Raw genomic sequence first — 22,123 nt, 5'->3', positions numbered from 1 at the left:
TACGCTCTACCATCATACCATGCGCCTTTCCATACTGATTTACCTGTTGCTACTCGCGCGTCTAGGCCTAGCTCAGACGCCGCCGCGCGCCGATGTGCTCATTCGGAACGGGCGGCTCTATGATGGCACCGGCAACGCCTGGACCACCGGCGACGTGGCCATTCGGGCCGGGCAGATTGTGGCTATAGGCCACCTGCCCGCCGACTATCCGGCCGAAACGGTGCTGGATGCCAAAGGCCTGGCCGTGGCGCCGGGCTTTATTGATGTGCACACCCATATCGAAGACGACGAGGTGCAGCAGCCCACTGCCGATAATTTCCTGTATGATGGCGTAACGACGGTGGTAACCGGCAACTGCGGTTCCTCGCGCCTTAATCTGGGCCGGTACTTTCAGCAGCTCGATAGCCTACGCCTCTCCGTGAATACGGCCTCTTTTGTGGGGCACGGCACGGTGCGCAAGGCCGTGATGGGCCGCGCCAAGCGGGCTCCAACCGAGGCCGAGCTGCAACAGATGGAAGCCCTGGTGGCGCAGGCTATGCAGGAGGGCGCCGTAGGTCTGTCGTCGGGGCTGATTTACGTGCCGGGAACGTATTCCCGCACGCCGGAAATGGTGCGCCTGGCCCGCGTGGCAGGGCAGCATCACGGCCTCTACGCCACCCACATGCGCAACGAAAGCGACAGTGTGACCTTTGCCATTCGGGAGGCGCTGCAGGTGGCCCGCGAGGCGGGGCTGCCGCTGGAAATATCGCACCTGAAACTGGGCGGCCAGCAGAACTGGGGCCAGGCCGATAAGCTGCTCGGCCTCATCGAGCAAGCCCGCCAGGGCGGCCAGCAGGTCACCATCGACCAGTATCCGTACACGGCCAGCTCTACCTCGCTCAGCACCCTGCTCCCCGACGATGTGCAGGCCGACGGCCGCGACTCCCTACGCGTGCGGTTGCAGCGCCCGCAAGTGCGCGCCGCCGTGGAGGCCGATATGCTCCGGCGCCTGAAGCGGCGCGGCCTCAAGCACTTCAGCTATGCCGTGGTAGCCAGCTTCCCGCCCGATACCAGCTATCAGGGCCTCAGCATCGAGGAAATTAACCGCCGTAAGCGCCCTCACAAAGCCCGCGCCGAGGTGTCCACCATTCTGGAGCTGGTGCTGCAGCACGATGCCGGCATGGTTTTCCACGGCATGAGTGAGCCCGATGTGCAGCAGATTATGCGTTACCCGCAGAATATGGTGGCTTCTGATGCCAGCATTAGGGTGTGGCAGCAGGGCATGCCGCACCCGAGGGGCTACGGCTCCAATGCCCGGGTGCTAGGCCACTACGTGCGTGATTTGCACGTGCTCACCCTCGAAGACGCCATCCGGCGCATGACCAGCCTGCCCGCCCAAACCATGGGCTTCCCGGACCGCGGACTGTTGCGCCCCGGCTACGCCGCCGACATCGTGGTCTTCGACCCCGCCACCGTCCAGGACCGCTCCACGTTCACGCAGCCCCACCAGTATTCTACGGGCATGAAATACGTGCTCGTCAACGGCCGCCTCACGGTGCAGGAGGGCAAGCATACTGGCCTACGCAACGGGCACGTGCTGTACGGCGCGGGCAAAAAGTAAGGGCTTATAGCCACCTATAGCACGCTTTTACCCACGCGTTATCCTGACCAAAAGCACATCATCCTGACGAAGGAAGAGTCTTTTCACGTCCGCACGAGGCGCTAGGCCAGTCGTTTCAGCGTGATAAGATCCTTCCTTCGTCAGGATGACGAGCGAGTGTAGGGACGTGCTGTTAGGGACTTTACAGATCACAGTTTCTCCAGCACCCGCCAGCCGTGGGCCCGAATGGTGAGGTTGTCATTCGTTACGAACATTAACTGCGTGTCACTGAAAACATCTAGGTATGTACCGGCTGCTTCTTGCGGCAGCTCCAGCGTCTGTGGCTCCGAGCTGCTATTGATGGCTATCAAAACAGCCGCCGTGCCATGATGGCGGACGAATGCATAAACATCCGGTGCTGAGGGCAGGCGCTCGAAGCGACTTTCCAGCTGGCCGTTGTGCAGGGCAGGGTGGCGTTTCTTGAGCTGAAGCAAGCGCGTATAGAAATCCTGAAGCGGATAGTCCTGCCAATCAATAGTGTCCTTATCAAAGAAGGCGAGGCGCTTGTTGAGGGCGGCTTCCTGGCCTGAGTACACCAGCGGCATGCCGGGGAGCAGGCAGGTGAGCACGGCGAAGGGCAGCACGTTGGGGCCCAGGCGCTCATACTCGGTGCCGTCCCAGCTGTTTACATCGTGGTTGCTGGTGAAGTGCATCAGGTACACGCCGGGCGGGTATTTGGCGCGCTCGGCGGCTAGGTACACATCAATGTCGTGGAGGGGCTGCTTGTCTTCGGCGATGTGGTCGAGGAGGTAGTGCAGGCGCAGGCCGAACGTCATGTCAAACGCCCGCTCCAGCAGTTGAGTATTGCTATCGAACTCCTCCCAGGTAAGGCCGCCGGAGGGGTACAGCTCGTCCCACTCGGCCAGCATAAATACGGGCTTCAGCTGATCCAGCTCCTGACGGGCCTCATCCCAAAAATCAGTCGGGACGAGGCCGGCCACATCGCAGCGGTAGCCGTCAATGTCGGCCTCGCGCACCCAGTAGAGCAGGGCGTCGGTCATGTAGCGGCGCAGCTCAGGGTGGCTGTAATCGAGGTCGATGACGTCCTGCCAATCGGCGACGGGCGGCACGAAATTGCCTAGGGCGTCTTTGGTGAACCACTCAGGGTGCTGCTCAGCCAATGGGTTGTCCCAACTGGTGTGGTTGGCCACCCAATCGAGGAGCACATAGAGGCCTAGCGCGTGGGCCGTTTGCACGAGGTGGCGCAGATCATCAAGCGTCCCAAACTCGGGGTTCACGCCGTAATAATCCTGCACGGCGTACTGGCTGCCTAGTGTGCCCTTGCGGTTCACTTGCCCAATGGGGTGAACCGGCATCAGCCAGACAATGGTAATGCCCATGGCGGCCAGCCGCGGCAAGTGGGCCTCAAAGGCCCGAAAGGTGCCCTCTGGCGTGTATTGGCGGATATTTACCTCGTAAATGCTGGCGTGAGCGGCCCAGGCGGGGTGCTGAACCTGAAACAGATGCGCGTTGGGGTGTACTTCGGAATAGGTCACGGCAGAAAGCAGAGTGGCGAAAGAAATAGGTGTGCCTACGCAAAACGGCCGGGGCAGGCTGCCGCTAGGCCAGGTCAGGTGCGCACTACATCAGTATCTACGGGCGTGTAACCGAGTTGCCGGCTCATGCTCAGGATCTGGCCTTTGTGGTGAAACTCGTGGGTGATGACGTGCGTGAAAAGGGCCAGCGGCGTGAGCTGCACCGGCTCAGAGCGACGCGGCACCCGCAACGGCATTGCCGTCTGCCATTGGCCCCGGAAGCGCTGCAAATGCTCGGCCACGAATTCATCTGTTTGTGCGTACAACTGGCCTACGGCCGCTACGTCCGGAAATGTGGCTTCCTCGGGGTAGGGGTGGGACTGGCCTAGCGCCACGTTCACGAGCCAGTGCTGGTAAGTAGCGGCGCCGTGGACCAATAAATCACGGATGCTGCTGTGGTTGAAGGCCGGAAGGGGAGCCGTGAAATCGGCGGGAGCAAGGATAGCGCAGTAGGCCAGTAGCACGCTGCGGGCATCCCGAACTAAGTCGTACTGAGCGGTGAGCAGTTCAGTCATGGGGAAGTAGTAAGGCTAATCCAGATCCGGCAGGCGCTCATACACGCGGTAGCTGTGGGCGGGCAGCAGCACTTTGGAGCCCGAGCCCAGCTTCATTACCTGCTCGCTGAACAGCTCCCGGTATACACCGGGCCCGAGGGTGCGCATCGTGATTTCGTGGGGCAGGCGGCTGAGGTTGGCAGCCACCACCACGCCGGTTTCTCCCTTACGGCGCACGAAAGCGTACACCTGCGGGTCGGAGCTGGCGGGCAGGCGCTCAAACTCGCTGCAGGCGTCGCCGTTGCGTAGGGCGGGGTGGCGTTTCTTGAGCTGGAGCAGGCGGGTGTAGAAATCCTGCAGCGGATAATCCTGCCAATCAATGGTGTCCTTATCGAAGAACCGCAGGCGTTTTTTCAGGGCTGCTTCCTGGCCCGAGTACACCATAGGCATGCCCGGCAACAGGGCGGCTAGCACGGCCAGCGGCCGGGCGTTGGTGCCTACGCGCTCATACTCCGAGCCATCCCAACTGTTGATGTCGTGGGAGGTGGTGAAATACATCAGGTACACCTGGGCCGGGTAGCGGCGGCACTCGGCAGCAAAATAGGCATCGAGGGCAGAGGCGGGCTTTTTATTGTTGGCCACGCTATCCAGGAGGGCGTGTAGACGCAGGCCATAGGTCATGTCGAAGGCCTTTTCCAGCAGCTTGGTGTCGGGGTTGAAGTCTTCGCGCTTCAGGAAAGTAGGTGGAAACAGCTCGTCCCATTCGGCCAGCATAAACACCGGCTTGATCTTGTCGAGCTTCTGGCGCGTGTCGTTCCAGAACTCGGTGGGCACGAGGCCCGCTACATCGCACCGAAAGCCATCGAAACCGGCCTCGCGCACCCAGTAGGCCATACTTTCCTGCATGTACTGGCGCAGCTCGGGCTTGCTGTAGTCGAGGTCGATGACGTCCTGCCAATCCGAAACGGGCGGCTGAAACTGGCCCTTCTTGTTTTTGGTAAACCACTCGGGGTGCTCCTTAGAGAGCTTACTATCCCAGCTGGTGTGGTTGGCTACCCAGTCGAGAATGACGTGCATGCCGCGCTTGTGGGCCTCGTTGATGAGGTGGCGCAGGTCTTCCAAGTTGCCAAACTCAGGGTTTACGGCCCGGTAATCCCGGATGGAATACTGGCTGCCCAGCGTGCCTTTGCGGTTCAGCTCCCCGATGGGCTGCACCGGCATCAGCCACAAAATGCCCACGCCCATTTTCTGCAGGCGCGGCAGGTGGGCCTCAAAGGCCCGAAACGTACCCTCAGGCGTGTACTGGCGGATATTGACTTCGTAGATGCTGGCCGAATCGGCCCAGGCGGGGTGGCGGATGGTGTAGGGCTTGGGCATCGGCACGTCGCAGGGGGCATTGACGTCGGCGGGAGAGCAGGCCGCCAGCAGCGTCAGCAGGCCAAAACAGAGCAGTCGGAGAGAAACACTTGACATGCCTGCAACTTACTGCTTTTGGACCGTTGGCCGGTTGGCAGCCTGCCTTCAGGGCGGGCTGCTAGGCCACTCCTTGCCATAAAAACGCGCGACCTGCACCAGCTCAGAGCCAGTACAGGTCGCGCGTTTTTTAGAGGCAATGCGTGAGTGGCCTACGATGAAGTGGTAGACCGATGGCCGGTACGGTTGGCGCGTTCGGGCTCGTAGTTTACGCCGCCGAACCAGTAGAGCATGAGCGTGCGGGAATAGCGCAGGCTTAGGGGCGCCAGCACCACCGTAAAGAAGGCTACGGCAGTTATGTACACCCACGTATCGGGGTCATTGAGCAGGTGATACACCAGAAAGCCTACCACCAGCATAATACCCGTGGAGAAGGCAAACGTGATGTACATGGCGCCCCAGTAGAACCCAGGCTCCGGCTCGTAGCGCTGTCCGCACACGGGGCAGGCCTCGGGCATATCGGCAAACTTGGTCAGGTTGAAAGCGCTGGTACAGAATAAAGGCCCTTGATGGCAGCGGGGGCACTTCTGCTCCAACATGGCCAAAGCGGTAGAATCGGTTTTTTGCATGAGTTCAGGCGCCTGAAAAGCGTTTATACAAAACTACTACGCGCAAACCGGCAAGGGCAGATACGTTTGCGGGTTTGTTTGGTACAAATCAATTCTCACAGTTGAATCAGTGATGAGGTGATGAAGGATCGAGGTGATGGGAGGTGGCCTAGGCCTGGCCGTTGTGTCATTGCGAGGACGAAGGACGAAGCAATCTTTCCTTCATCATTGCACAAACTATTGATGCCTGAAAAAAACGGTGCCTCCACCGGAGTGGCAAGGTCCTTTCAGTTTCGGCAGAAGTACTGCCAGCGACAAGGAGAGATTGCTTCGTCCTTCGTCCTCGCAATGACACAACGGCTTTCACCTCATATCCGCCTCGCCCCATCACCTTCTAACCTCATCATCCTTTTACTTCTCCAGGCGTCTGGCCGGTGTGCTTGCGGAAGTAGCGCCCGAAGTAGGAGGCATCCTCGAAGCCCAAGGCATCGGCCACCTGGCCTATGGTGGCATCGGTGTGGCGGAGCAGGCGGCGGGCTTCTACCAGCACGCGCTCCTGAATGAGGGCGCTGGCCGTTTTACCCAGTTGGCGGCGGCACAGGGCGTTCAGGTGGTTCGGGGATACGTGCAGTAAATCGGCGTAATGCTGCACGCTGCGGTGGGTACGGAAGTGCTGGTTGAGCAGCAGGCCGAACTCGCGCAGGAGCTGCTGGGCATGTCGTGGCTCGTCGGGCGCGGCGGCAGCTGGCGCGGTGTAGTGGCGGGCGGCCAGCTCCAGGCAGATGTGTAGGTAGGAGCGAAACACCTCGTCCTGCTGTGGTGCCGGCGTGGTATCCTCAGCCCACATGCGCTCCATAAGAGGCCGAATGGCGGTGTCCTCGGGGCCAAGCTGCAGCACCGGCGAATGGGCGGCGGTAAAGAACGGGTACTGGTATAGGCGCGGTCCGGGGTAGCGAAACAGGTAGAAGTCGGCCTCGAAAAACGCCACGTAGCCCTGCGCATCCTCGGAAAGCTGCCAGTGGTGCACCTGCCCCGGCACCATAAAAAACAGACTGCCCGGCCGCAGCTCGTAGGCCACCAAATCAATGGTGTGGGTGCCGCGGCCCTGCGTGACGTAGAGCAGCAGGTAAAAATCGTGGGCGTGGGGCTGGCTGATGCCGGGAAATTTAGCCACGTGCCGCTCCAGCCGCTCCAGATACCATGGGCGGTGCGGCCGGTTCTGCGGAAACGACTCCAGGGTAAAAACGGGCAGGCCAGGTGGTTTCATCTGAAAGAGAAAAGCTAGGCCACCGCAGCGGCCACGTTACGGCTCATCAAACTTACGCAGACGCTTCTTGCTAAGCTCGTAGCTCACAATAGCCGGGATGTAAAACGACACATCGGCCAGCAGCTTGGCCAGCAAAATACCTCCGGCGAAGTGGCCTAGCCAGCGCGGCAGATAAAACATCAGGGCCGGCCGAATCAGGAAGCTGTCGGCCACTTCAGCCAGGCCGAACTCTACGGCCAGCGCCCGCACATTCTGCCCAAAGGTGCGCCTGGTGTAGGCCAGGCCGCGGGCCTGCCGGAGCTGGTAGGCCAGTCGTACATCCTGCGCCAGCAGGTAGCCGAAGTAGGCCACATTGCCGGCCCACGTACCGGCCAGGGCGGCGCTCAAGGGGCTGTGCGTGACCCGCAGCGCCACGGCCGCGCCCACCAGCGTGGCCACCACCGACAGCACTTCGGCGGGCAAGTAGCGGCGCAACCATTCCCGGATTTTCTGCTTCATGCGGGCTTGTGGTCAGGCCAGTAGATAATCTGCTATTTTGCTGGCAGCCAGACAAAGATAGTAGTCGGCCCCGGGGCGGGGTGCCCAACGATTCCGTGTCACCTTACCTCCCAGATAGAGAGCTACATGCAGATTCCGCTTACGCCCCTGGTAGTTGTGCTGTTTGCCGTGATTGCGCAGGCAGTGTTTGCGGCGGGCCTGCTCTGGTTTGCGCGCCACAACCAGTTGCCGGACCGGTTTTTGGCGCTGCTCATGCTCAGTATTGCGCTGTGGTTGCTCGATGGGTTTTTCCGCGTCTCGACCATCTATAAGCAGAACCCCGGCTGGTATTTTGCGCCCATTTATTACTCGTTTGCCTTCGGGCCGCTGCTGTATTTCTACGTCCGGAGCCTGACCAACCACGCGTTTCGGCTGCGCCCGCGCCATCTGTGGCATTTTGTGCCGGTGCTGCTACAGGGGCTTCTCTACGGGTGGCTGCGGCTGCAGCCCTACGATACGCGCAATTGGTTCTGGCAGCACGTGCACCGGCCCTACACGTACCGTGTCGAGTTCATCGGGACGTGGGTTTCTTTGGTGGTATATGTGGTGCTAAGCCAGCGCCTGCTAGGCCAGTACCGCCGCTGGCTCCCCGAAAACTTCTCCGAAACCTCCCAGCTGCGGCTGCAATGGCTGCGCACGTTGCTGGTGTTGGTCGGAATTGTGAGCCTGCAATGGGTGCTGGAAGTGGTGCTGCGCGAGTTTTTCAATTTGTATTATCAATATGATTACTCCACTGAGCTGCTAGGCCTGTTGGTGTTCCTGATTGGTGTAGTAGGCCTGCGCCAGGCCGATATGCAGGCCGTGCGGTTTGAGCCCGAGCCTGAGCCGGCGGACTCTGAGCTGACCGCAGACGCGCCAGCGCCCATTGCTCAAGGAGCAGCAGAAGGAGCAAGCGGAGAGCTGCCAGCGCCCGAAGCAAATGCCGCTAGGCCAGTGACATTGCCAGAAACTGACGAAGCACTAGCTGGCTTGGCCCCAAAAGCGGCCGTCGATGAAGCTGTGGTGGCTCGTATCCGGCAGGCGCTGGAAGCGGAGAAGCTGTACCTGAATCCCACGCTCACGCTGGCCGAGCTTTCGGCCCACACGGGCCTTGCACCGCGCCTGATATCCTTCACCGTGAACAACGGGTTCGGGCAGTCCTTCAACGACCTCGTGAACAGCTACCGCGTGGCCGAGGTGAAGCGCCGCCTGCGCACGCCCGATGCCCAGCGCCTGACACTGCTGGGCATTGCGCTGGACAGTGGCTTCAACTCCAAAACCACCTTCAACCGCATCTTCAAGCAGTTTACGGGCTATGCTCCGCGCGATTATCCGGTAGGGTAGAGCACCCCTTCGTACAAATAACTAAGCCCAAAACATGATGTGGGGCGTCCCGATGCTGGAAATGGGGCGTTTCGGTAGGAGCAGGCTGGCACCTTTGGGTCATTCTTTCACCCCAACGAATGACCATGAAACTGCTTTTACTGGCTGCGCTTTTGGCAGCCCCTGTAACTGGCCTAAGGGCCCAAACTACGCCGCCTGCTGCCTGGTCTGACCACACCCGGGTGCTGCCCGATAAGCTCCGGCAGGTACCCGTGGGGCTCACGCTCTGGCACACGCCCAACCCCAATTACCCGGAGCCGAACCCTGCGCAGCCCGGCGGCTACGTCTGGAAACACAGCACCATGATTCGCTCCGAGGTGGGCGAGCTGGAGGTGGTGGAGTGCGGCAGCTTCATCTGGTACAGCGCCGCCGGTTGGCAAGCCAACATGCGCGAAACGCCCGCTGAGTTTGCCGAGCTGTTTCAGTGCCCCGGTGGCCGTTTGCAGCCAGGCCGCACCTACACTTTCGCCAAAAACTACCGCTACGCCGACAACGCCCAGCGCCTCTATGGCGGCGACGCGCTCTGGTATATTCTGGCCAAAGACAAAACCGGCAAGCTCTACAAAGGCATGGGCCTGATTGAAACCGAAGCCACTGTGCGCTAGGCCAGTCTCCTTCCCTTTTTACTTCCTGAAACTACATCCATGAAAACGCTCTGCCTGTTTTTCGTCCTGCTAGGCATATGCGCCTTCCAGCCCGCCGCCACTACCTATCAAGTAAACCCAGAGGCCAGCCGCCTGGCCTGGACCGGGTACGCCGAAGTAGGTACGTATGCCCCAACCGGTACCGTACAGCTCCGCCAGGGCACGTTTGGGTATGATGGCAACCGCCTGCGCAACGGCCGTTTCGAGATAGATATGCGCACCATTGCCCAGGAGCAGGCCCAGCTGGCCGAGCACCTGCGCGGCCCCGATTTTTTCGACGTAGAGCACTACCCCACAGCGGTATTTGTACTCATCGAAAGCAAGAACGGGCAGGCCTTGGGTCAGTTCACGCTCAAAGTCACCACTAGGCCAGTCCGGTTTCCGCTCACTATCACGCGCCTGCCCAACGGCCAGTTGCGCATCCAGGGCACCGCCACCCTCGACCGCACCCAGTTTGGGGTGAACTACAACTCCAGTAGCTTCTTTCAGAACCTGGGCAACTACGCCATCCGTAACGAGTTCCTGCTGCGCTTCGATGTGGTAGCGGATAAACAGTGAGGTAAACAGCAGACGGACAAAGGATTTCGGAGTTTGAAATGGATGCTAGGCCTAGCTCAGATGCGCCGGGGCGCAACGCCCGCGCCAGCCCCGGCGTACAGCTTCTCAGTAGTCTCCACTCTCAACTCCCTTTCTGCTATGGACCACGCCGCCCACATCGAAGAAACCATCCAAGGCATCTATCACGCGTTAGAGCACCCCGGTGCGCACCCCGCCGAAACGGGCCTCTCGGCCATCGATAACTGGATTGATGCCCTCGATGGCCTCGGTGGCTCAGCGCTGACTGGCCTACAGGGTGAGCTGCGCAACCTGCGCGGCTACGTGCAAAGCGACGACCGTCCCGCTATTGCTAACTCGCTCCAGCACCTGGGCCAGGAAACCTCCCGCATGGCCCGCGACATGCACGACGGCGTAGGTGACCATTTGCGCCACCTGGGCCAGGTGCTCATCACGGCCGCCGGAAATCTGAAAATGTCGTAAGCCACCAGGGCACTTCTCTGGTCAGCCTTGCCTCCCGGGCAAGGCTGTTTTTTGCCAGGCAGCGGCAGTGTTTCTGCACGTTGCAGATGCCCTTTTCGTCCGTTTCTTTTCTTTCTCTGTATGAATATCGCCCCCACCACTCCTGGGCAGAACCAGCCGCCCGGTTCCATATTGGCGGGCAGCCAGCAACATCTGGAAGCCACGCTGCACGCCCTGCAATCAACGCATCTGCCAAACCTGCTGCCCGCTGCCGGCGACAACCTCTACCGCTGGATGAACCTGCTGCAAACCGCCCAGGGCGACCAATACTCGCCCCTGATTGCCGAACTCCAGAATCTCTACAATGCCCTCGACCACGGCAACCCGAACGGCGTGCAAGTGAAGCAGTGCCTGCAAAACCTCTCGGAGCTAACCACCCAGGCCGCTGCCTCCGCTGATACTACCGCCCGAGAAAAAGTTCTGGAGCTAGGCCAGTCGCTCGCCGCGGCTGCCGCTACTTTATAGGTTTTCCGAGCGAAGGGTTTCCTGAAATCTGAAGCCTAACTGGGTGGCTTAAGCGGTAAAATCAGCCGTTTTCCTATAATGCCAACGCCCGCCGGCTACACATGTAGTCGGCGGGCGTTGGCATTATAGGAAAACAGAATAGTGGCCTAATACCCTTGCGCTGAGTCGTCGCCACGCGGGTCGGCGCCGCCCTCCAGCTTGCCGTTGGGCAGCACCCGAATTACCTCCACCCGGCCCCAGGCACTCCGCGGCTTGAGGGTGTAGCCCCGTGCCCGCAACGAATCCTGGGCCACTAGCAGCAGCGCCTCATCTTCTACATCAATCTGGTCGGGAAGCCACTGGTGGTGCAGGCGCGGCGCGGCCACGGCTTGTTGGGCATTCATGCCATAATCGAGGGTGTTGAGGATGGCTTGCATCACGCTGGTGATGATGGTGCTGCCGCCCGGCGTGCCCACTACCAGCGCCAGCTTGTTGTCTTTGGTGAGGATGGCCGGCGTCATGGAGGAGAGCATGCGCTTGCCCGGCTGAATGGCGTTGGCAGTGCCGCCCACTAGGCCATAGGCGTTGGGCGTGCCGGCCTTGCTGCTGAAGTCGTCCATCTCATTATTAAGCAGGAAGCCCGCGCCTTTTACCACCACTTTGCTGCCATAAGCGCCATTAAGCGTAGTGGTGCAGCTCACGGCGTTGCCCTGCGCGTCTACAATGTTGTAGTGCGTGGTCTGGTCCGATTCGTAGGCCGGTAGGCCAGGGCCGGCCGTTACCTGGGCGCTGGGCGTGGCGCGGTGGGGTAGGGTGGTAGCCATGCGCTGCTTATTGTAGCTTTTATCGAGCAGCTGCGCCACGGGTACTTTGCCAAAATCCGGGTCGCCGAGGTAGGTGGCGCGGTCGGCGTATACGCGGCGCTCGGCCTCCGTAATCCAGTGCGTAGCCTGAGGCGAGTGCCAGCCGGCTTTGCCCAGGTTGTAGGGTTCCAGCATTTGCAGCATCTGCAGCAGCGCTACGCCGCCGGAGCTGGGCGGCGGAAACGTGAGCACCTGGTAGCCGCGGTACTCGCCGTGCAGAGGCGTGCGCCACTTAGGCTGGTAGGCCAGTAGGTCCTGCTTCGTGATAAGGCCTTTGCCGCGCTGCATTTCCGCTACCAGCAGGTTAGCCGTTTCGCCCTCATAGAAGCCTGCGCGGCCCTGGTCGCGGATGCGCTCCAAGGTGCGGGCCAAATCGTAGTACTGGATGTTGTCGCCGTTCTGCCACTCGCCCTGGGCGCGCACATAAGCAGGAGCGGTGGGGTTATACTTCTGGAAAATTTCACGCTGTCGGTTGAGGCCGGCGGCTTCTTTCTCCGTCAGCTTAAAGCCTTTAGCGGCCAGGTCTACGGCCGGCTGTACCACCTGCGCCCACGAGAGCTTACCCAGTTTCTTGTGCAGCTCCACCATGCCGGCCACCGTACCGGGCACCCCGGCCGCGAGGTGGCCTAGCGTGCTCAAGTCGGGCACTACGTTGCCTTGCTTATCGAGGTACATATCGCGGGTAGCGGCCGCCGGGGCTGTTTCCCGGAAGTCAAGCGCGCCTTCCTGCCCATCGGCTCCGCGGTAAAGCAGGAAACCGCCGCCGCCAATATTGCCGGCTACCGGCAGAGCAACCGCCAGCGCAAACTGCACCGCTACCGCTGCATCGTAAGCATTGCCGCCTTTGCGCAGAATCTCTACCCCAATCCGGGAGGCCTCCGGGTGCGCCGAAACTACCATGGCCTTCCCCGTTACTACTGGCTCGGCGGCCGCAATGGGCACGGCCAAGGGGGCTGGAGTAGCAGGAGTAGTGGTGGTTTGAGGGGTGGTACAGGCGGCAACGACTACTAGCGCCAAGGGGTAGAAAATGCGTTTCATGGCAGCAAGGTACGCAGAAGGTGAGGTGACGAGGTAAGGAAGCGAAGAGGTGACGACGTGCTATTTACCTCATCACCTCATTACCTTATCACTTCATCACCATTTTTCGACCTAAATTCCCCAATCCGCGTAGCTTTGAACCGTACCTACCTGCGCCTTTCGCTATGAACGACGATACCGCTACAACCGCCGTTGAGGAAATATCGGACCTGTTGCCCCTGGTGCAGCAAGATCCCTGGCTCACGCCCTACGAGCCTGTGCTGCGTGCCCGCCAGGCCCGCCTGAAGCAGCGAATTGCTGAAATACAGCAGCAGTACGGCTCTCTGAGCAAGTTTGCCCTGGCTCACCAGCGGCTGGGTCTCAACTACGATGCCCGCCGCAAAGGTTATTGGTTTCGGGAGTGGGCGCCGGCCGCCGAGGCTCTGTTCCTGATTGGAGATTTCAACGGCTGGGACCGGCAGGCCACTCCGCTACAGCGCGGTACTGATGGCGTTTGGGAAGTATTCCTGGCCGACAAAGAATACCGCGACCGGCTCACGCACCACTCCCTGTTCAAAGTGCACGTCCGGACGGTGCAGGGCGGCAAAGACCGGCTGCCGGCCACCCTGCGCCGCGCCGTACAAAACGCCGAAACCCACGACTACGCCGGCCAAGTTTGGCGCCCCGAAACTCCGTTTGAGTGGACCGATCAGAAATTCCGGATTCCGAATTTCGTGCGGGAGCCGTTCATTTATGAAGCCCACATTGGCATGGCTACCGAGGAAGGGCGCACCGGCACCTACCTGGAGTTTGCCGAACAAATCCTGCCGCGCATTCAGGCCGATGGCTACAACTGCCTGCAGCTCATGGCCATCATGGAGCATCCGTATTATGGCTCCTTTGGGTATCATGTGGCCAATTTCTTTGCCGTGTCCTCCCGTTTCGGTACGCCCGAGGAGCTGAAACACCTCATCAATGAAGCCCACAAGCGCGGTATTGCGGTACTGCTGGATGTGGTGCACTCGCACGCCGTGAAGAATGAAGCTGAGGGCCTCGCCAATTTCGACGGCTCCGGTGGGCAGTATTTCCACGAAGGCGCCCGCGGCAACCACCCCGGCTGGGACTCCAAGCTCTTCGACTACAGCAAGCCCGAAGTGCAGCAGTTTCTACTCAGCAACTTGCGCTACTGGCTCGAAGAATTCCACTTTGATGGCTTCCGCTTCGATGGTATCACAAGCATGCTCTACCACCACCACGGCGAGGGGGTAGCCTTCGGGAGCTACGACCAATACTTTGGGCCAGAAGTGGATGAGGATGCCGTACTGTACCTGCAGCTGGCCGCCTCTTTAGTGCGGGAGCTCAAGCGCAGCGCCATCCTCATTGCCGAGGATATGAGCGGTATGCCGGGCCTCTGTAGGCCTAGCGAGGAGGGCGGCGTCGGATTTGATTACCGCTTGGGCATGGGCATTCCCGATTACTGGATCAAGCTGCTCAAGCACTCCCGCGACGAAGACTGGAACCTGCATGAGCTATGGCACGTGCTCACCAACCGCCGCCGCGGCGAGAAAACCGTGGCCTACGCCGAGAGCCACGACCAAGCCCTGGTCGGCGACAAAACGCTGGCCCACTGGCTGCTTGATAAGGCCATCTATGAGCACATGCACAAGGACGACCCCGACGCCATTGCGGCCCGCGGTATTGCCCTGCACAAGCTCATCCGACTAGCCACGCTCAGCCTGGGTGGCGAGGCGTATCTGAACTTTATCGGCAACGAGTTCGGGCACCCTGAGTGGGTGGATTTTCCGCGCCAGGGAAACGAGTGGAGCTACCATTTCGCGCGTCGCCAGTGGAGCCTGGCCGACAACCCTGACCTAAAGTACCAGTTCCTGCTGCGCTTCGACCAGGCCATGATAGCCATGGCCAAGGCCACGCGCCTGCTCAACGCAGCCGGCACCGTGCAGGAGCTCAACATCGACTCCAATAACCAGGTGCTCATTTTCGAGCGCAACAACCTGGTCTTCGTCTTCAGCTTCCATGTAGACCGTAGTGTGCCCGACTACCGCTTCCATGTGCCCACGGCGGGCCGCTACCGCATCCTGCTCAACTCCGACGATGCCCAGTTTGGTGGCTTCCAGCGCATTGATAACAGCGTCACGTACGAGACCTTCGAAGAAGACGGCGTACACAAGCTGAGCCTGTACATCACGAGCCGCACCGCGCTGGTGCTGGCACGCATGTAAGGGAGGTTGAAAGTGGCCTAGTAGCCAAAACAGAAGAACGGCATCCCGATAACCAATGAACGTCATCCTGAGCTTGCCGAAGGATCTCTACTGCAGTGCTAACTTCTCTAATTAGCTCCGGTAGAGATCCTTCGGCAAGCTCAGGATGACGTTCTTTTTTAGGGGTAATGGGCCTGCCGTTCCTTACTGGCCTAGGCCACTATTTAGCGCCGGTCTTGATGCGCTGCACTGCCTCCTGAGCGCGTTCGTCTCGGGTGTCGCCTTTCTTGGCGCGGCCTACCCAGGTGGCTAGTTCCTTCCGGCGGCCGTAGGGCAGCTCGTCGAATTTGGCTTGTAGGCCAGCGTATTCGAGAGCGTCGGTGAGTTCGGCGGGCATTTCTATGGCGCGTTCTTCGGTGTCGCGCTCCAGCACTACATGCACGGTGCTGCTCCAGCTTTTGCCGATGGCATTCCGGACTTCCTTGCGCACGGCCAGCATGTGCTCCCCGTTGCCTAGGGGCAGCAGGCTCTGCCGAATCGGGAAGCCATCAATGGTGCCGCGTACGGGCAGGGCGGCGGTGGTGCCGTACAGCTCCTGCACGTTAAAAGGCACTACCAGGAACACTCCATTGTCGGAGGCATCCATTTCCAGATCGGCGTCGAATTCGTGTTGGGGGGCAGTCGTACTCATGGGTAAAAGAAAAGCTAGCGGCCTGCCCAGGTAGTTTCGAGCTGGCGTAGCGTGTTGGTAAGTGTGTTCGTATCGTCGGGATGAACCACCTGCAGGTGTTTCACCAGCAAGGGGTACGTTTCGCGCAGGCGTTGGGCAATATCGTCGGAAGCGGCCAGCACCAGGTCGGCGCGGCGCATGGTCAGGCGTTCGAGCTCCTGAATCCAGCCCCGGTCGGCGGCCGTGTTGCGGTCTTGGGCCAGGCTGTGCACGTGCAGCACCAGTGGCCGGCCCGTTTGCTGCCTGATTTCCATGGCCGCCAGCCACGTAGGCCAGTCGGTGGCGTAAATCACGGAAAAGTTCTCCAGAAACGACTGCCGCGTGGCAAATCGGGCGTATTGAATCACCTGGTAATTCAGGTCGGCATCGGGCTCGGGCGTAAGCTGAAGCGCGGCAAGGCCGTCGGGGAGGGGCGCCGATGGCAGTGGAGTAGGGGCGGGCTTAGGTACAGCATCCTGCACCATATCATCCTGGGGCTGCGAGAGGTCGTACGCTTCGGCGGCTTTGGGTTCGGCGCCATTGTCTTCAAAGTCGTCGTGGTCTAGTAGGCCACCTTCCGGTTGGGTAGTAGTTGCTGATGCAGCAGCGGAGCGTTGGGAAGCTTCGGCAGCGGAGGCCGCTAGGCCAGTTGTAACCATTGCGGCACCAGTATCAGGGGCCGGAGCCTGTGGGGAGCGGCCTACGTAAGGCTCAGCCGGAATGGCCAGACCTCGCTCCAAGGGGCTGCTAGAGCTACCCACGTAAGGAGCGGCCGGCGCCTGCCACGCGGCCGGGCCAGTATCGGGGCGTTGCGCAGTAGCCAGCAGGTCGGCAGGGGTCAGCTCCGAGAGCACCGTGAGATGGGTGTTGGGCGTGGTAACCAGGGCCGCGGGGCGTCGTGGGAGCACAATGGCCAGAGGAATCTGCGGGGCTAAAGCCTGTACCAATGGAAATACGGCCGGAGCCGATTGCTCGCCCGTGCGGGGGGTGTCGTCCCAGCCAAGAAGCAATACGTGGGATGCAGCAGGAGTCATAGTATGGGATAACGGAAGGCGGGCACTAGCCTGGTACGGCAAGGTAGAGAAAAAAGCCGCCCGCCACGCCCCGGAATGGCTTTTTCCTAAAAACTCGACTGTAGGCCACCGGAAGTCGCATGAATCGTTTTTACCTTGCAGAATTAAACCGACGCCTCTGGCTTGCCCAGAGGTTTTTTGCTTGCTTACCTCTCGAATCATCACCAATGGCCGACAATTTTCAGGAGAATAATTACATGGTAAACGATCTGGCCGCTCGGGCCAGGCAGGAGTTTTATCCTGGGCAAGTCGTTTCCTGTCAGCAATCTGGAGCTGATTTTCTCTTTCTCTGCGATAACGGCGTCCAGCTCCAGCTTCAGGTCATTACCGATAAAGTGCTGCGCTTCCGGTTTGCCACCGATAATGGGTTTGCCCCCGATTTCAGCTACGCTTTTCCGGATGGAGTGCCCCCCCGGCAGGAGCCCGAGTTTCTGGAATTCCGGGAGAAGCCTGACCATTACCGCATCACCACCGACCGCCTGATCTGCACCATTTCCAAGACCAACCTGGCCAGCCGCGTGCTCGACCGCTCCGGCTCTGTGCTGAGCGAAGACGAGAAAGGCTTCCACTGGGAATATGAGTACGAAACCGGCAACGACATCGTGAAGATGAGCAAGCTGGTGCAAAGCGGCGCCCACTACTACGGCCTCGGCGACAAGCCCGACAACATGAACCTGCGCGGCAAGCAGTTCACGAACTGGGGTACCGATACCTACGGCTACGTAAAAGGCTCCGACCCGCTCTACAAGAATATTCCGTTTTTCCTGGCCCTGCACCAGAAAATCGGGCACGGCATTTTCTTCGACAACACCTTCAAGGCCTCCTTCGACTTTGCCGCCGAGCGGGCCGACGTGGCCAGTTTCTGGGCTCAGGGCGGCGAGATGAACTACTACTTCATCTATGGCCCCTCGCTCATGGAAGTAACGGAGGAGTATACCCGCCTCACCTGCCCGCCCGAGCTGCCGCCGCTGTGGGCCCTGGGCTACCACCAGTGCAAGTGGAGCTACTTCCCCGAAAGCTTGTTCAAAGGCATCGGCAAGGGCTTCCGCGACCGGCAGATTCCGTGCGACGCGCTCTACCTCGACATCGATTATATGGAGGGGTACCGGTGCTTTACCTGGAACCCTACTCACTTTCCCGACCCTAAGCGCATGGTGCGGGAGCTGGCCGGAGATGGCTTCAAAACCATCGTCATCATCGACCCCGGCATCAAGATTGACCCCAACTACAGCGTGTACCGCGAGGGCCTGCAGAACGACTACTTCTGCCGCCGCGCCGATGGGCCGCTGATGAAAGGCTCCGTGTGGCCCGGCCTCTGCAACTTCCCCGACTACACCCGCCCCGACGTGCGCGAGTGGTGGGCCGGCCTATTCAAGGGCCTGATTCAGGAAGATGGCGTGCGGGGCGTGTGGAACGACATGAACGAGCCGGCCGTGTTCGAGAAAGGTACTTTCCCCGATGACGTGCGCTTCAGCTACGACGGCCACCAGGCCTCGCATAAGAAGGCCCACAACATCTACGGCATGCAGATGGCCCGTGCCACGGCGGCTGGCGTGAAGCAGTTCAGCTACCCCAACCGGCCCTTCACCATCACGCGCAGCACGTACTCGGGCGGGCAGCGCTACTCCTCCGGCTGGACCGGCGACAACGTGGCCTCCTGGGAACACCTGTGGCTAGCCAACATTCAGTGTCAGCGCCTGAGCATCTCGGGCTTCAGCTTCATTGGATCGGATATCGGGGGCTTCATTGATACGCCCGATGGCGAGCTGTACGTGCGCTGGGTGGCGCTGGGAGCCTTCCATCCGTTCTTCCGCACGCATAGCTCCGGCGACCACGGCGACCAGGAGCCCTGGAGCTTCGGGGAGCAGTACGCTGAGCTGGCCAAGGGCTTCATTGAGCTGCGCTACCGCCTCCTGCCCTATATGTACACCACGTTCTGGCAGCACGTGAAGCAGGGCACGCCCATATTACGCCCCCTGGCGTTCCTCGACCAGGCCGATACCGATACCTACCTGCGCATGGCCGAGTTTGCCCTCGGCGACCATCTGCTGGTGTGCCCCATCACCACGCCCGGCGCCGACGGCCGCTGGATGTACCTGCCCCGCGGCGACTGGTTCTACTACTGGACCGACGAAGCCAAAACCGGCGGTGCCGAAGTATGGGCTGCTGCTGACCTGACGCGTATACCGCTGTTCATCAAGGCCGGCGCCGTGCTGCCCATGTACCCCGTGATGCAGTACGTAGGCGAGAAAGTGGTGGAAGAAGTGACCCTACACGTGTACCATAAGAACGGCACGGAAACCAGTGTGCTCTACGACGATGGCGGCGAAGGCTACGGCTACCAGAACGGCCAAAGCACCACGCGCCGCTTCACCGTAAAAGGCACCGAAACGGGGCTGGTGCTACAGCAGACCACCGAAGGCGACTTCCAGCCCTCATTCACGAGCTACCGCGTAGTGCTGCACGGCCTGCCCTTCGCGCCAACCATGATTAGCCTAGACGGTGCGGCAGCGGCAGCAAAGGAAACGACTACTGAAACTGGCCTAGCGCTACCGAGCGTAGTGGTAAGCGCCGGTTTCACGGAGCTGGTGATAGGCTAGCGAATTATCTGGTGATAGGCTAGCGAATTATAACGAAGCTCTAAAAAGCCCCTGCGACTTCAGAAGCTGCAGGGGCTTTTTAGTGGCTGGAAAGTATGGAACAGAAAAAGACGGTCTTGCTTCGACAAGCGGACGTCAGATCAAGCATGACGTTCTCGGTATAGAGAGGGCAGACTTAGCTCTACACCCGCAGGTGCACGTCGCCGCCTACGGGGTGGCCTACGCAGGTGAGGGTCAGGCCCTGGGCCAGGTCGCGTTCGGTAAGGACCTCATTGTAGGAAAGCCAGACCTTGCCAGACGTGCAGCGCGCCACGCAATTGCCACAAACGCCTGCTTCGCAGCTGAACGGCAGCGTGAGGCCATGGGCCCGTGCGGCCCGCAGAATGGTTTCGGGATACGGCACCGGAAACGTGAAGTGCCGGCCCCCGATTTCAAGCTGCACATGGTGGGTAGCCGTATCGGGTGGGAGCTGGGCTTGAGTAGGCGGAGGCAATACAAAGTTCTCGCGCCTGATATTGCCCGCCGATAGGCCTACGGCATGGAGGCCGTAGTTACACATCCGCATGTAGTTCAGGGGGCCGCACACGTAGGCCAGCATTCGGGCTGGCGTGGTGGTGGCATGCTCGCGCACCAGGCTCACCAGCAAGTCTTTGTAGAGGCGGGCGCGGGCCAGGTTGGGGTGGTTGCTGAACAGGAACTCGATGCGGAGCCGCTCCGGGAAACGGGTAGCCAACGCGCGTAGCTCCTGAAAAAAAATAGCATCGGTGAGAGTGTGGTTGCTGTACACCAGCAATACCCGCACTCCGGGCCGGGTGTGCAGAATAGATTTCAGAAGAGAATATAGCGGCGCAATGCCGCTACCCGCTGCAAACAGCAATACCTGCTCGTAGGCCACCGCATTAGCCGCAGGCAGCGTAAACAGACCACCCGCTCCCAAAGTAAGGAGCTCGTCGTCGGGCTTGGCTTCATCTATCAGCCACCTGGAAAACTGCCCGTTGGCTACGCGCCGTACCGTGATGCCCAGCTCAACATCCACCTCGGGCGCCGAAGAAAGCGAATAGGAGCGGCGCAACTCCGGGTGGTGCGGATGCAGCAGCGTGAGGTATTGCCCCGCCTGGTACGGAACTGGCTGCGCAGGCGTCAGCCAGAACGTTTTGGCTTCCGGAGCTTCTTCCTGAATATGGGTAATGCGAAGCGGGATGGTCACGAAGCGGCTGTTTGGGTATTCTTCCGAAAAGCGCAAAGTAGTGGCCTAGAGGCTGCGGCTGGTTCTCTGGCTACTCAGCACGTTGGTTCTCCTGGGCTACTACATCCCGCAGATAAGCATACACCTCGGGGTGGCTGAGCAATGAGCCGTGGTGCAGCTTCGGGAATACCTGGGTGCTGATGCGCAGGTCGGCAGGCGCTGCCGGGTCGCGGAAGATGCGGCCCTGGGCGCTGTGGGCACCTACCAACCCGTCGCCAAAATAATCGTGCAGCACAGACGTATCTGATTTCAGCAGGGAGCCCGCCAGCACATGGTAGTGCACGCCGGGCAGCAGCGGAACCACTGTGCGCGGCGGAAACAGGTCGTCGGCGTTCGGGTTTTGCCAGTCTTCCTCTATCAGCCGCGCAAAGCGCAGATCCTTGATGCCATTGCTGCGCTTGTCAATCAGGCCACTGACAAAGCGCGTGGGCCAGATGTTGATTTTGCGCAGAATCAGGGAGGTGAAGTAGCTGTTCTGCTCCAGAAAAGAGCCATCGTTAGGCACGCCCAGCAGCAGCACGTTGCGCAGGTGGCCTAGCCAACTAGATGTTTGCTCGTGTTCTGGCTGACGGTTTTTAAGCTCCTGGTCGGCATAGTAGCCGGCACTTCGGATGATGAGCCCGCCCATACTGTGGCCTACCAGCACCAGCTCGCCCACGGCCTCTGGGAAGGTGTGCACCAGCTCGGATAGAAGCTGATGGAGCAGCCGGCCGTTTTCAGAAATATGCAGGCCGGAGTTGTAGCGCACATACAAGCAACACACGCCCAACTCCTGCTGCAGACTGGGGCCGTAGCGTAGGCCGTCGGGTGAGCCGGCTTGCCAAATAATTTCGTCACCCATGAGGCCATGCAGGAACACCACCGTTTTCTGGGGGTTACCGGCTGCGTTGGAACTCAGGCGCAGGTCGGCTACCGGTACATCGGCCTCGTGGCGGCGGAAGCTCATCTGAATGGCCCGCGGGTCGTGGCGGGCGGCTAGCTGGTCGCCGAAAGCGCCATTGAGCACGGGCAGCGTAAAGTGCAGATTCTCCTGCCCGGCCCGATACAGAAATCCTACCCCCGTAAGCGGGGCCCGGGCCGCCCAGCCTACTGCCGCCGCGGCCCGCCGCCACCGGGAAGGGCCGGCGGCCGGTATTGAGTTGGAAGGGTCTTGGGTTTCGGTCACGAAAGTCAGATGATTAACTACCAGATAGGCCTAGGAGTGGTAAATAGGGCCGCCGCCAGGATCTCATTGCATTCTGTCGGCAAAGCGGTATGCCTGGCAGGCTCTTCTGGCTCTATAACCCCGAAAGCTGGCTTTTCGATTGCCAAATGTGTAAAAAAGTCCGGCCACTACGCAAGGCAGCGGCCGGACTTCTACTCGTGGGCCAGCGTGG

At 60.5% G+C, this 22,123-nt stretch carries 19 protein-coding genes; 8 read left to right on the top strand and 11 right to left on the bottom strand.

From position 1 onward, the window contains the following. The first annotated feature begins 19 nt into the window (after window positions 1-19). Window positions 20-1,600 carry an N-acyl-D-amino-acid deacylase family protein gene (locus CFT68_RS12175; protein ID WP_088843837.1) on the top strand — a complete coding sequence of 527 codons (1,581 nt, stop codon included), beginning with the start codon at window positions 20-22 and terminating at the stop codon, window positions 1,598-1,600. Between the two features lie 188 nt (window positions 1,601-1,788). On the opposite strand, the gene CFT68_RS12170 is transcribed toward CFT68_RS12175, so the two are convergent. The 6 genes from CFT68_RS12170 to CFT68_RS12145 all read right to left on the bottom strand — a co-directional run bounded on the left by CFT68_RS12170 (window position 1,789) and on the right by CFT68_RS12145 (window position 7,454). Further along, the gene (locus tag CFT68_RS12170; RefSeq protein ID WP_088843836.1) at window positions 1,789-3,135 is read right to left on the bottom strand and encodes an alpha-amylase family glycosyl hydrolase; all 1,347 of its coding nucleotides are present in this window, start codon (window positions 3,133-3,135) and stop codon (window positions 1,789-1,791) included. A 74-nt stretch (window positions 3,136-3,209) separates the two neighbouring features. Then, window positions 3,210-3,689 carry a DinB family protein gene (locus tag CFT68_RS12165; protein WP_088843835.1) on the bottom strand — a complete coding sequence of 160 codons (480 nt, stop codon included), beginning with the start codon at window positions 3,687-3,689 and terminating at the stop codon, window positions 3,210-3,212. A 15-nt stretch (window positions 3,690-3,704) separates the two neighbouring features. Further along, complete coding sequence (locus CFT68_RS12160) at window positions 3,705-5,141, bottom strand: alpha-amylase family glycosyl hydrolase (protein WP_088843834.1); 1,437 nt, start codon at window positions 5,139-5,141, stop codon at window positions 3,705-3,707. A 152-nt stretch (window positions 5,142-5,293) separates the two neighbouring features. After that, on the bottom strand, window positions 5,294-5,710 hold the full coding sequence (locus CFT68_RS12155) for a DUF983 domain-containing protein (protein ID WP_245815379.1): 417 nt from the start codon (window positions 5,708-5,710) through the stop codon (window positions 5,294-5,296). A 382-nt stretch (window positions 5,711-6,092) separates the two neighbouring features. Next, on the bottom strand, window positions 6,093-6,956 hold the full coding sequence (locus tag CFT68_RS12150) for an AraC family transcriptional regulator (protein ID WP_088843833.1): 864 nt from the start codon (window positions 6,954-6,956) through the stop codon (window positions 6,093-6,095). 36 nt (window positions 6,957-6,992) lie between these two features. Continuing rightward, window positions 6,993-7,454, bottom strand: coding sequence for a hypothetical protein (locus CFT68_RS12145; protein ID WP_088843832.1), 462 nt, complete (start codon window positions 7,452-7,454; stop codon window positions 6,993-6,995). A gap of 126 nt (window positions 7,455-7,580) precedes the next feature. On the opposite strand from CFT68_RS12145, the gene CFT68_RS12140 reads away from it, so the two are divergent. The 5 genes from CFT68_RS12140 to CFT68_RS12120 all read left to right on the top strand — a co-directional run bounded on the left by CFT68_RS12140 (window position 7,581) and on the right by CFT68_RS12120 (window position 11,041). Continuing rightward, window positions 7,581-8,816, top strand: a complete 1,236-nt coding sequence (locus tag CFT68_RS12140) for a helix-turn-helix domain-containing protein (RefSeq protein ID WP_088843831.1) — start codon at window positions 7,581-7,583, stop codon at window positions 8,814-8,816. A gap of 125 nt (window positions 8,817-8,941) precedes the next feature. Then, window positions 8,942-9,460 carry a hypothetical protein gene (locus CFT68_RS12135; RefSeq protein WP_141106540.1) on the top strand — a complete coding sequence of 173 codons (519 nt, stop codon included), beginning with the start codon at window positions 8,942-8,944 and terminating at the stop codon, window positions 9,458-9,460. 39 nt (window positions 9,461-9,499) lie between these two features. Further along, window positions 9,500-10,057 carry a YceI family protein gene (locus CFT68_RS12130; protein ID WP_088843829.1) on the top strand — a complete coding sequence of 186 codons (558 nt, stop codon included), beginning with the start codon at window positions 9,500-9,502 and terminating at the stop codon, window positions 10,055-10,057. Between the two features lie 138 nt (window positions 10,058-10,195). Further along, window positions 10,196-10,537, top strand: a complete 342-nt coding sequence (locus CFT68_RS12125; protein ID WP_088843828.1) for a hypothetical protein — start codon at window positions 10,196-10,198, stop codon at window positions 10,535-10,537. Between the two features lie 120 nt (window positions 10,538-10,657). Continuing rightward, window positions 10,658-11,041, top strand: coding sequence for a hypothetical protein (locus tag CFT68_RS12120; protein WP_088843827.1), 384 nt, complete (start codon window positions 10,658-10,660; stop codon window positions 11,039-11,041). Window positions 11,042-11,187: 146 nt separating this feature from the next. On the opposite strand, the gene ggt is transcribed toward CFT68_RS12120, so the two are convergent. Beyond that, window positions 11,188-12,921, bottom strand: coding sequence for a gamma-glutamyltransferase (gene ggt / locus CFT68_RS12115; protein WP_088843826.1), 1,734 nt, complete (start codon window positions 12,919-12,921; stop codon window positions 11,188-11,190). A gap of 164 nt (window positions 12,922-13,085) precedes the next feature. Between ggt and CFT68_RS12110 the strand changes: the two genes are divergently transcribed. Continuing rightward, window positions 13,086-15,140 carry an alpha amylase C-terminal domain-containing protein gene (locus CFT68_RS12110; protein WP_088843825.1) on the top strand — a complete coding sequence of 685 codons (2,055 nt, stop codon included), beginning with the start codon at window positions 13,086-13,088 and terminating at the stop codon, window positions 15,138-15,140. A gap of 199 nt (window positions 15,141-15,339) precedes the next feature. On the opposite strand, the gene CFT68_RS12105 is transcribed toward CFT68_RS12110, so the two are convergent. Beyond that, window positions 15,340-15,810 carry a YdeI/OmpD-associated family protein gene (locus tag CFT68_RS12105; RefSeq protein WP_088843824.1) on the bottom strand — a complete coding sequence of 157 codons (471 nt, stop codon included), beginning with the start codon at window positions 15,808-15,810 and terminating at the stop codon, window positions 15,340-15,342. 14 nt (window positions 15,811-15,824) lie between these two features. Then, window positions 15,825-16,862 carry a glycosyltransferase gene (locus tag CFT68_RS12100; protein WP_170934786.1) on the bottom strand — a complete coding sequence of 346 codons (1,038 nt, stop codon included), beginning with the start codon at window positions 16,860-16,862 and terminating at the stop codon, window positions 15,825-15,827. Window positions 16,863-17,068: 206 nt separating this feature from the next. On the opposite strand from CFT68_RS12100, the gene CFT68_RS12095 reads away from it, so the two are divergent. Beyond that, on the top strand, window positions 17,069-19,501 hold the full coding sequence (locus tag CFT68_RS12095) for a glycoside hydrolase family 31 protein (protein WP_245815378.1): 2,433 nt from the start codon (window positions 17,069-17,071) through the stop codon (window positions 19,499-19,501). Window positions 19,502-19,682: 181 nt separating this feature from the next. Here CFT68_RS12095 and CFT68_RS12090 read toward each other — a convergent pair whose 3' ends face one another. Then, window positions 19,683-20,744, bottom strand: coding sequence for a flavin reductase family protein (locus CFT68_RS12090; RefSeq protein ID WP_245815377.1), 1,062 nt, complete (start codon window positions 20,742-20,744; stop codon window positions 19,683-19,685). A 34-nt stretch (window positions 20,745-20,778) separates the two neighbouring features. Continuing rightward, entirely contained in the window at window positions 20,779-21,912 is a 1,134-nt protein-coding gene (locus tag CFT68_RS12085; RefSeq protein ID WP_088843822.1) for an esterase/lipase family protein, read from the bottom strand. Window positions 21,913-22,123: the final 211 nt, after the last annotated feature.

This window comes from Hymenobacter gelipurpurascens, from assembly GCF_900187375.1.
Classification (GTDB): Bacteria; Bacteroidota; Bacteroidia; order Cytophagales; family Hymenobacteraceae; genus Hymenobacter; species Hymenobacter gelipurpurascens.
The sequence above is the reverse complement of the archived record's forward strand: the minus strand, read 5'-3'. Positions and strand labels throughout refer to the sequence as shown.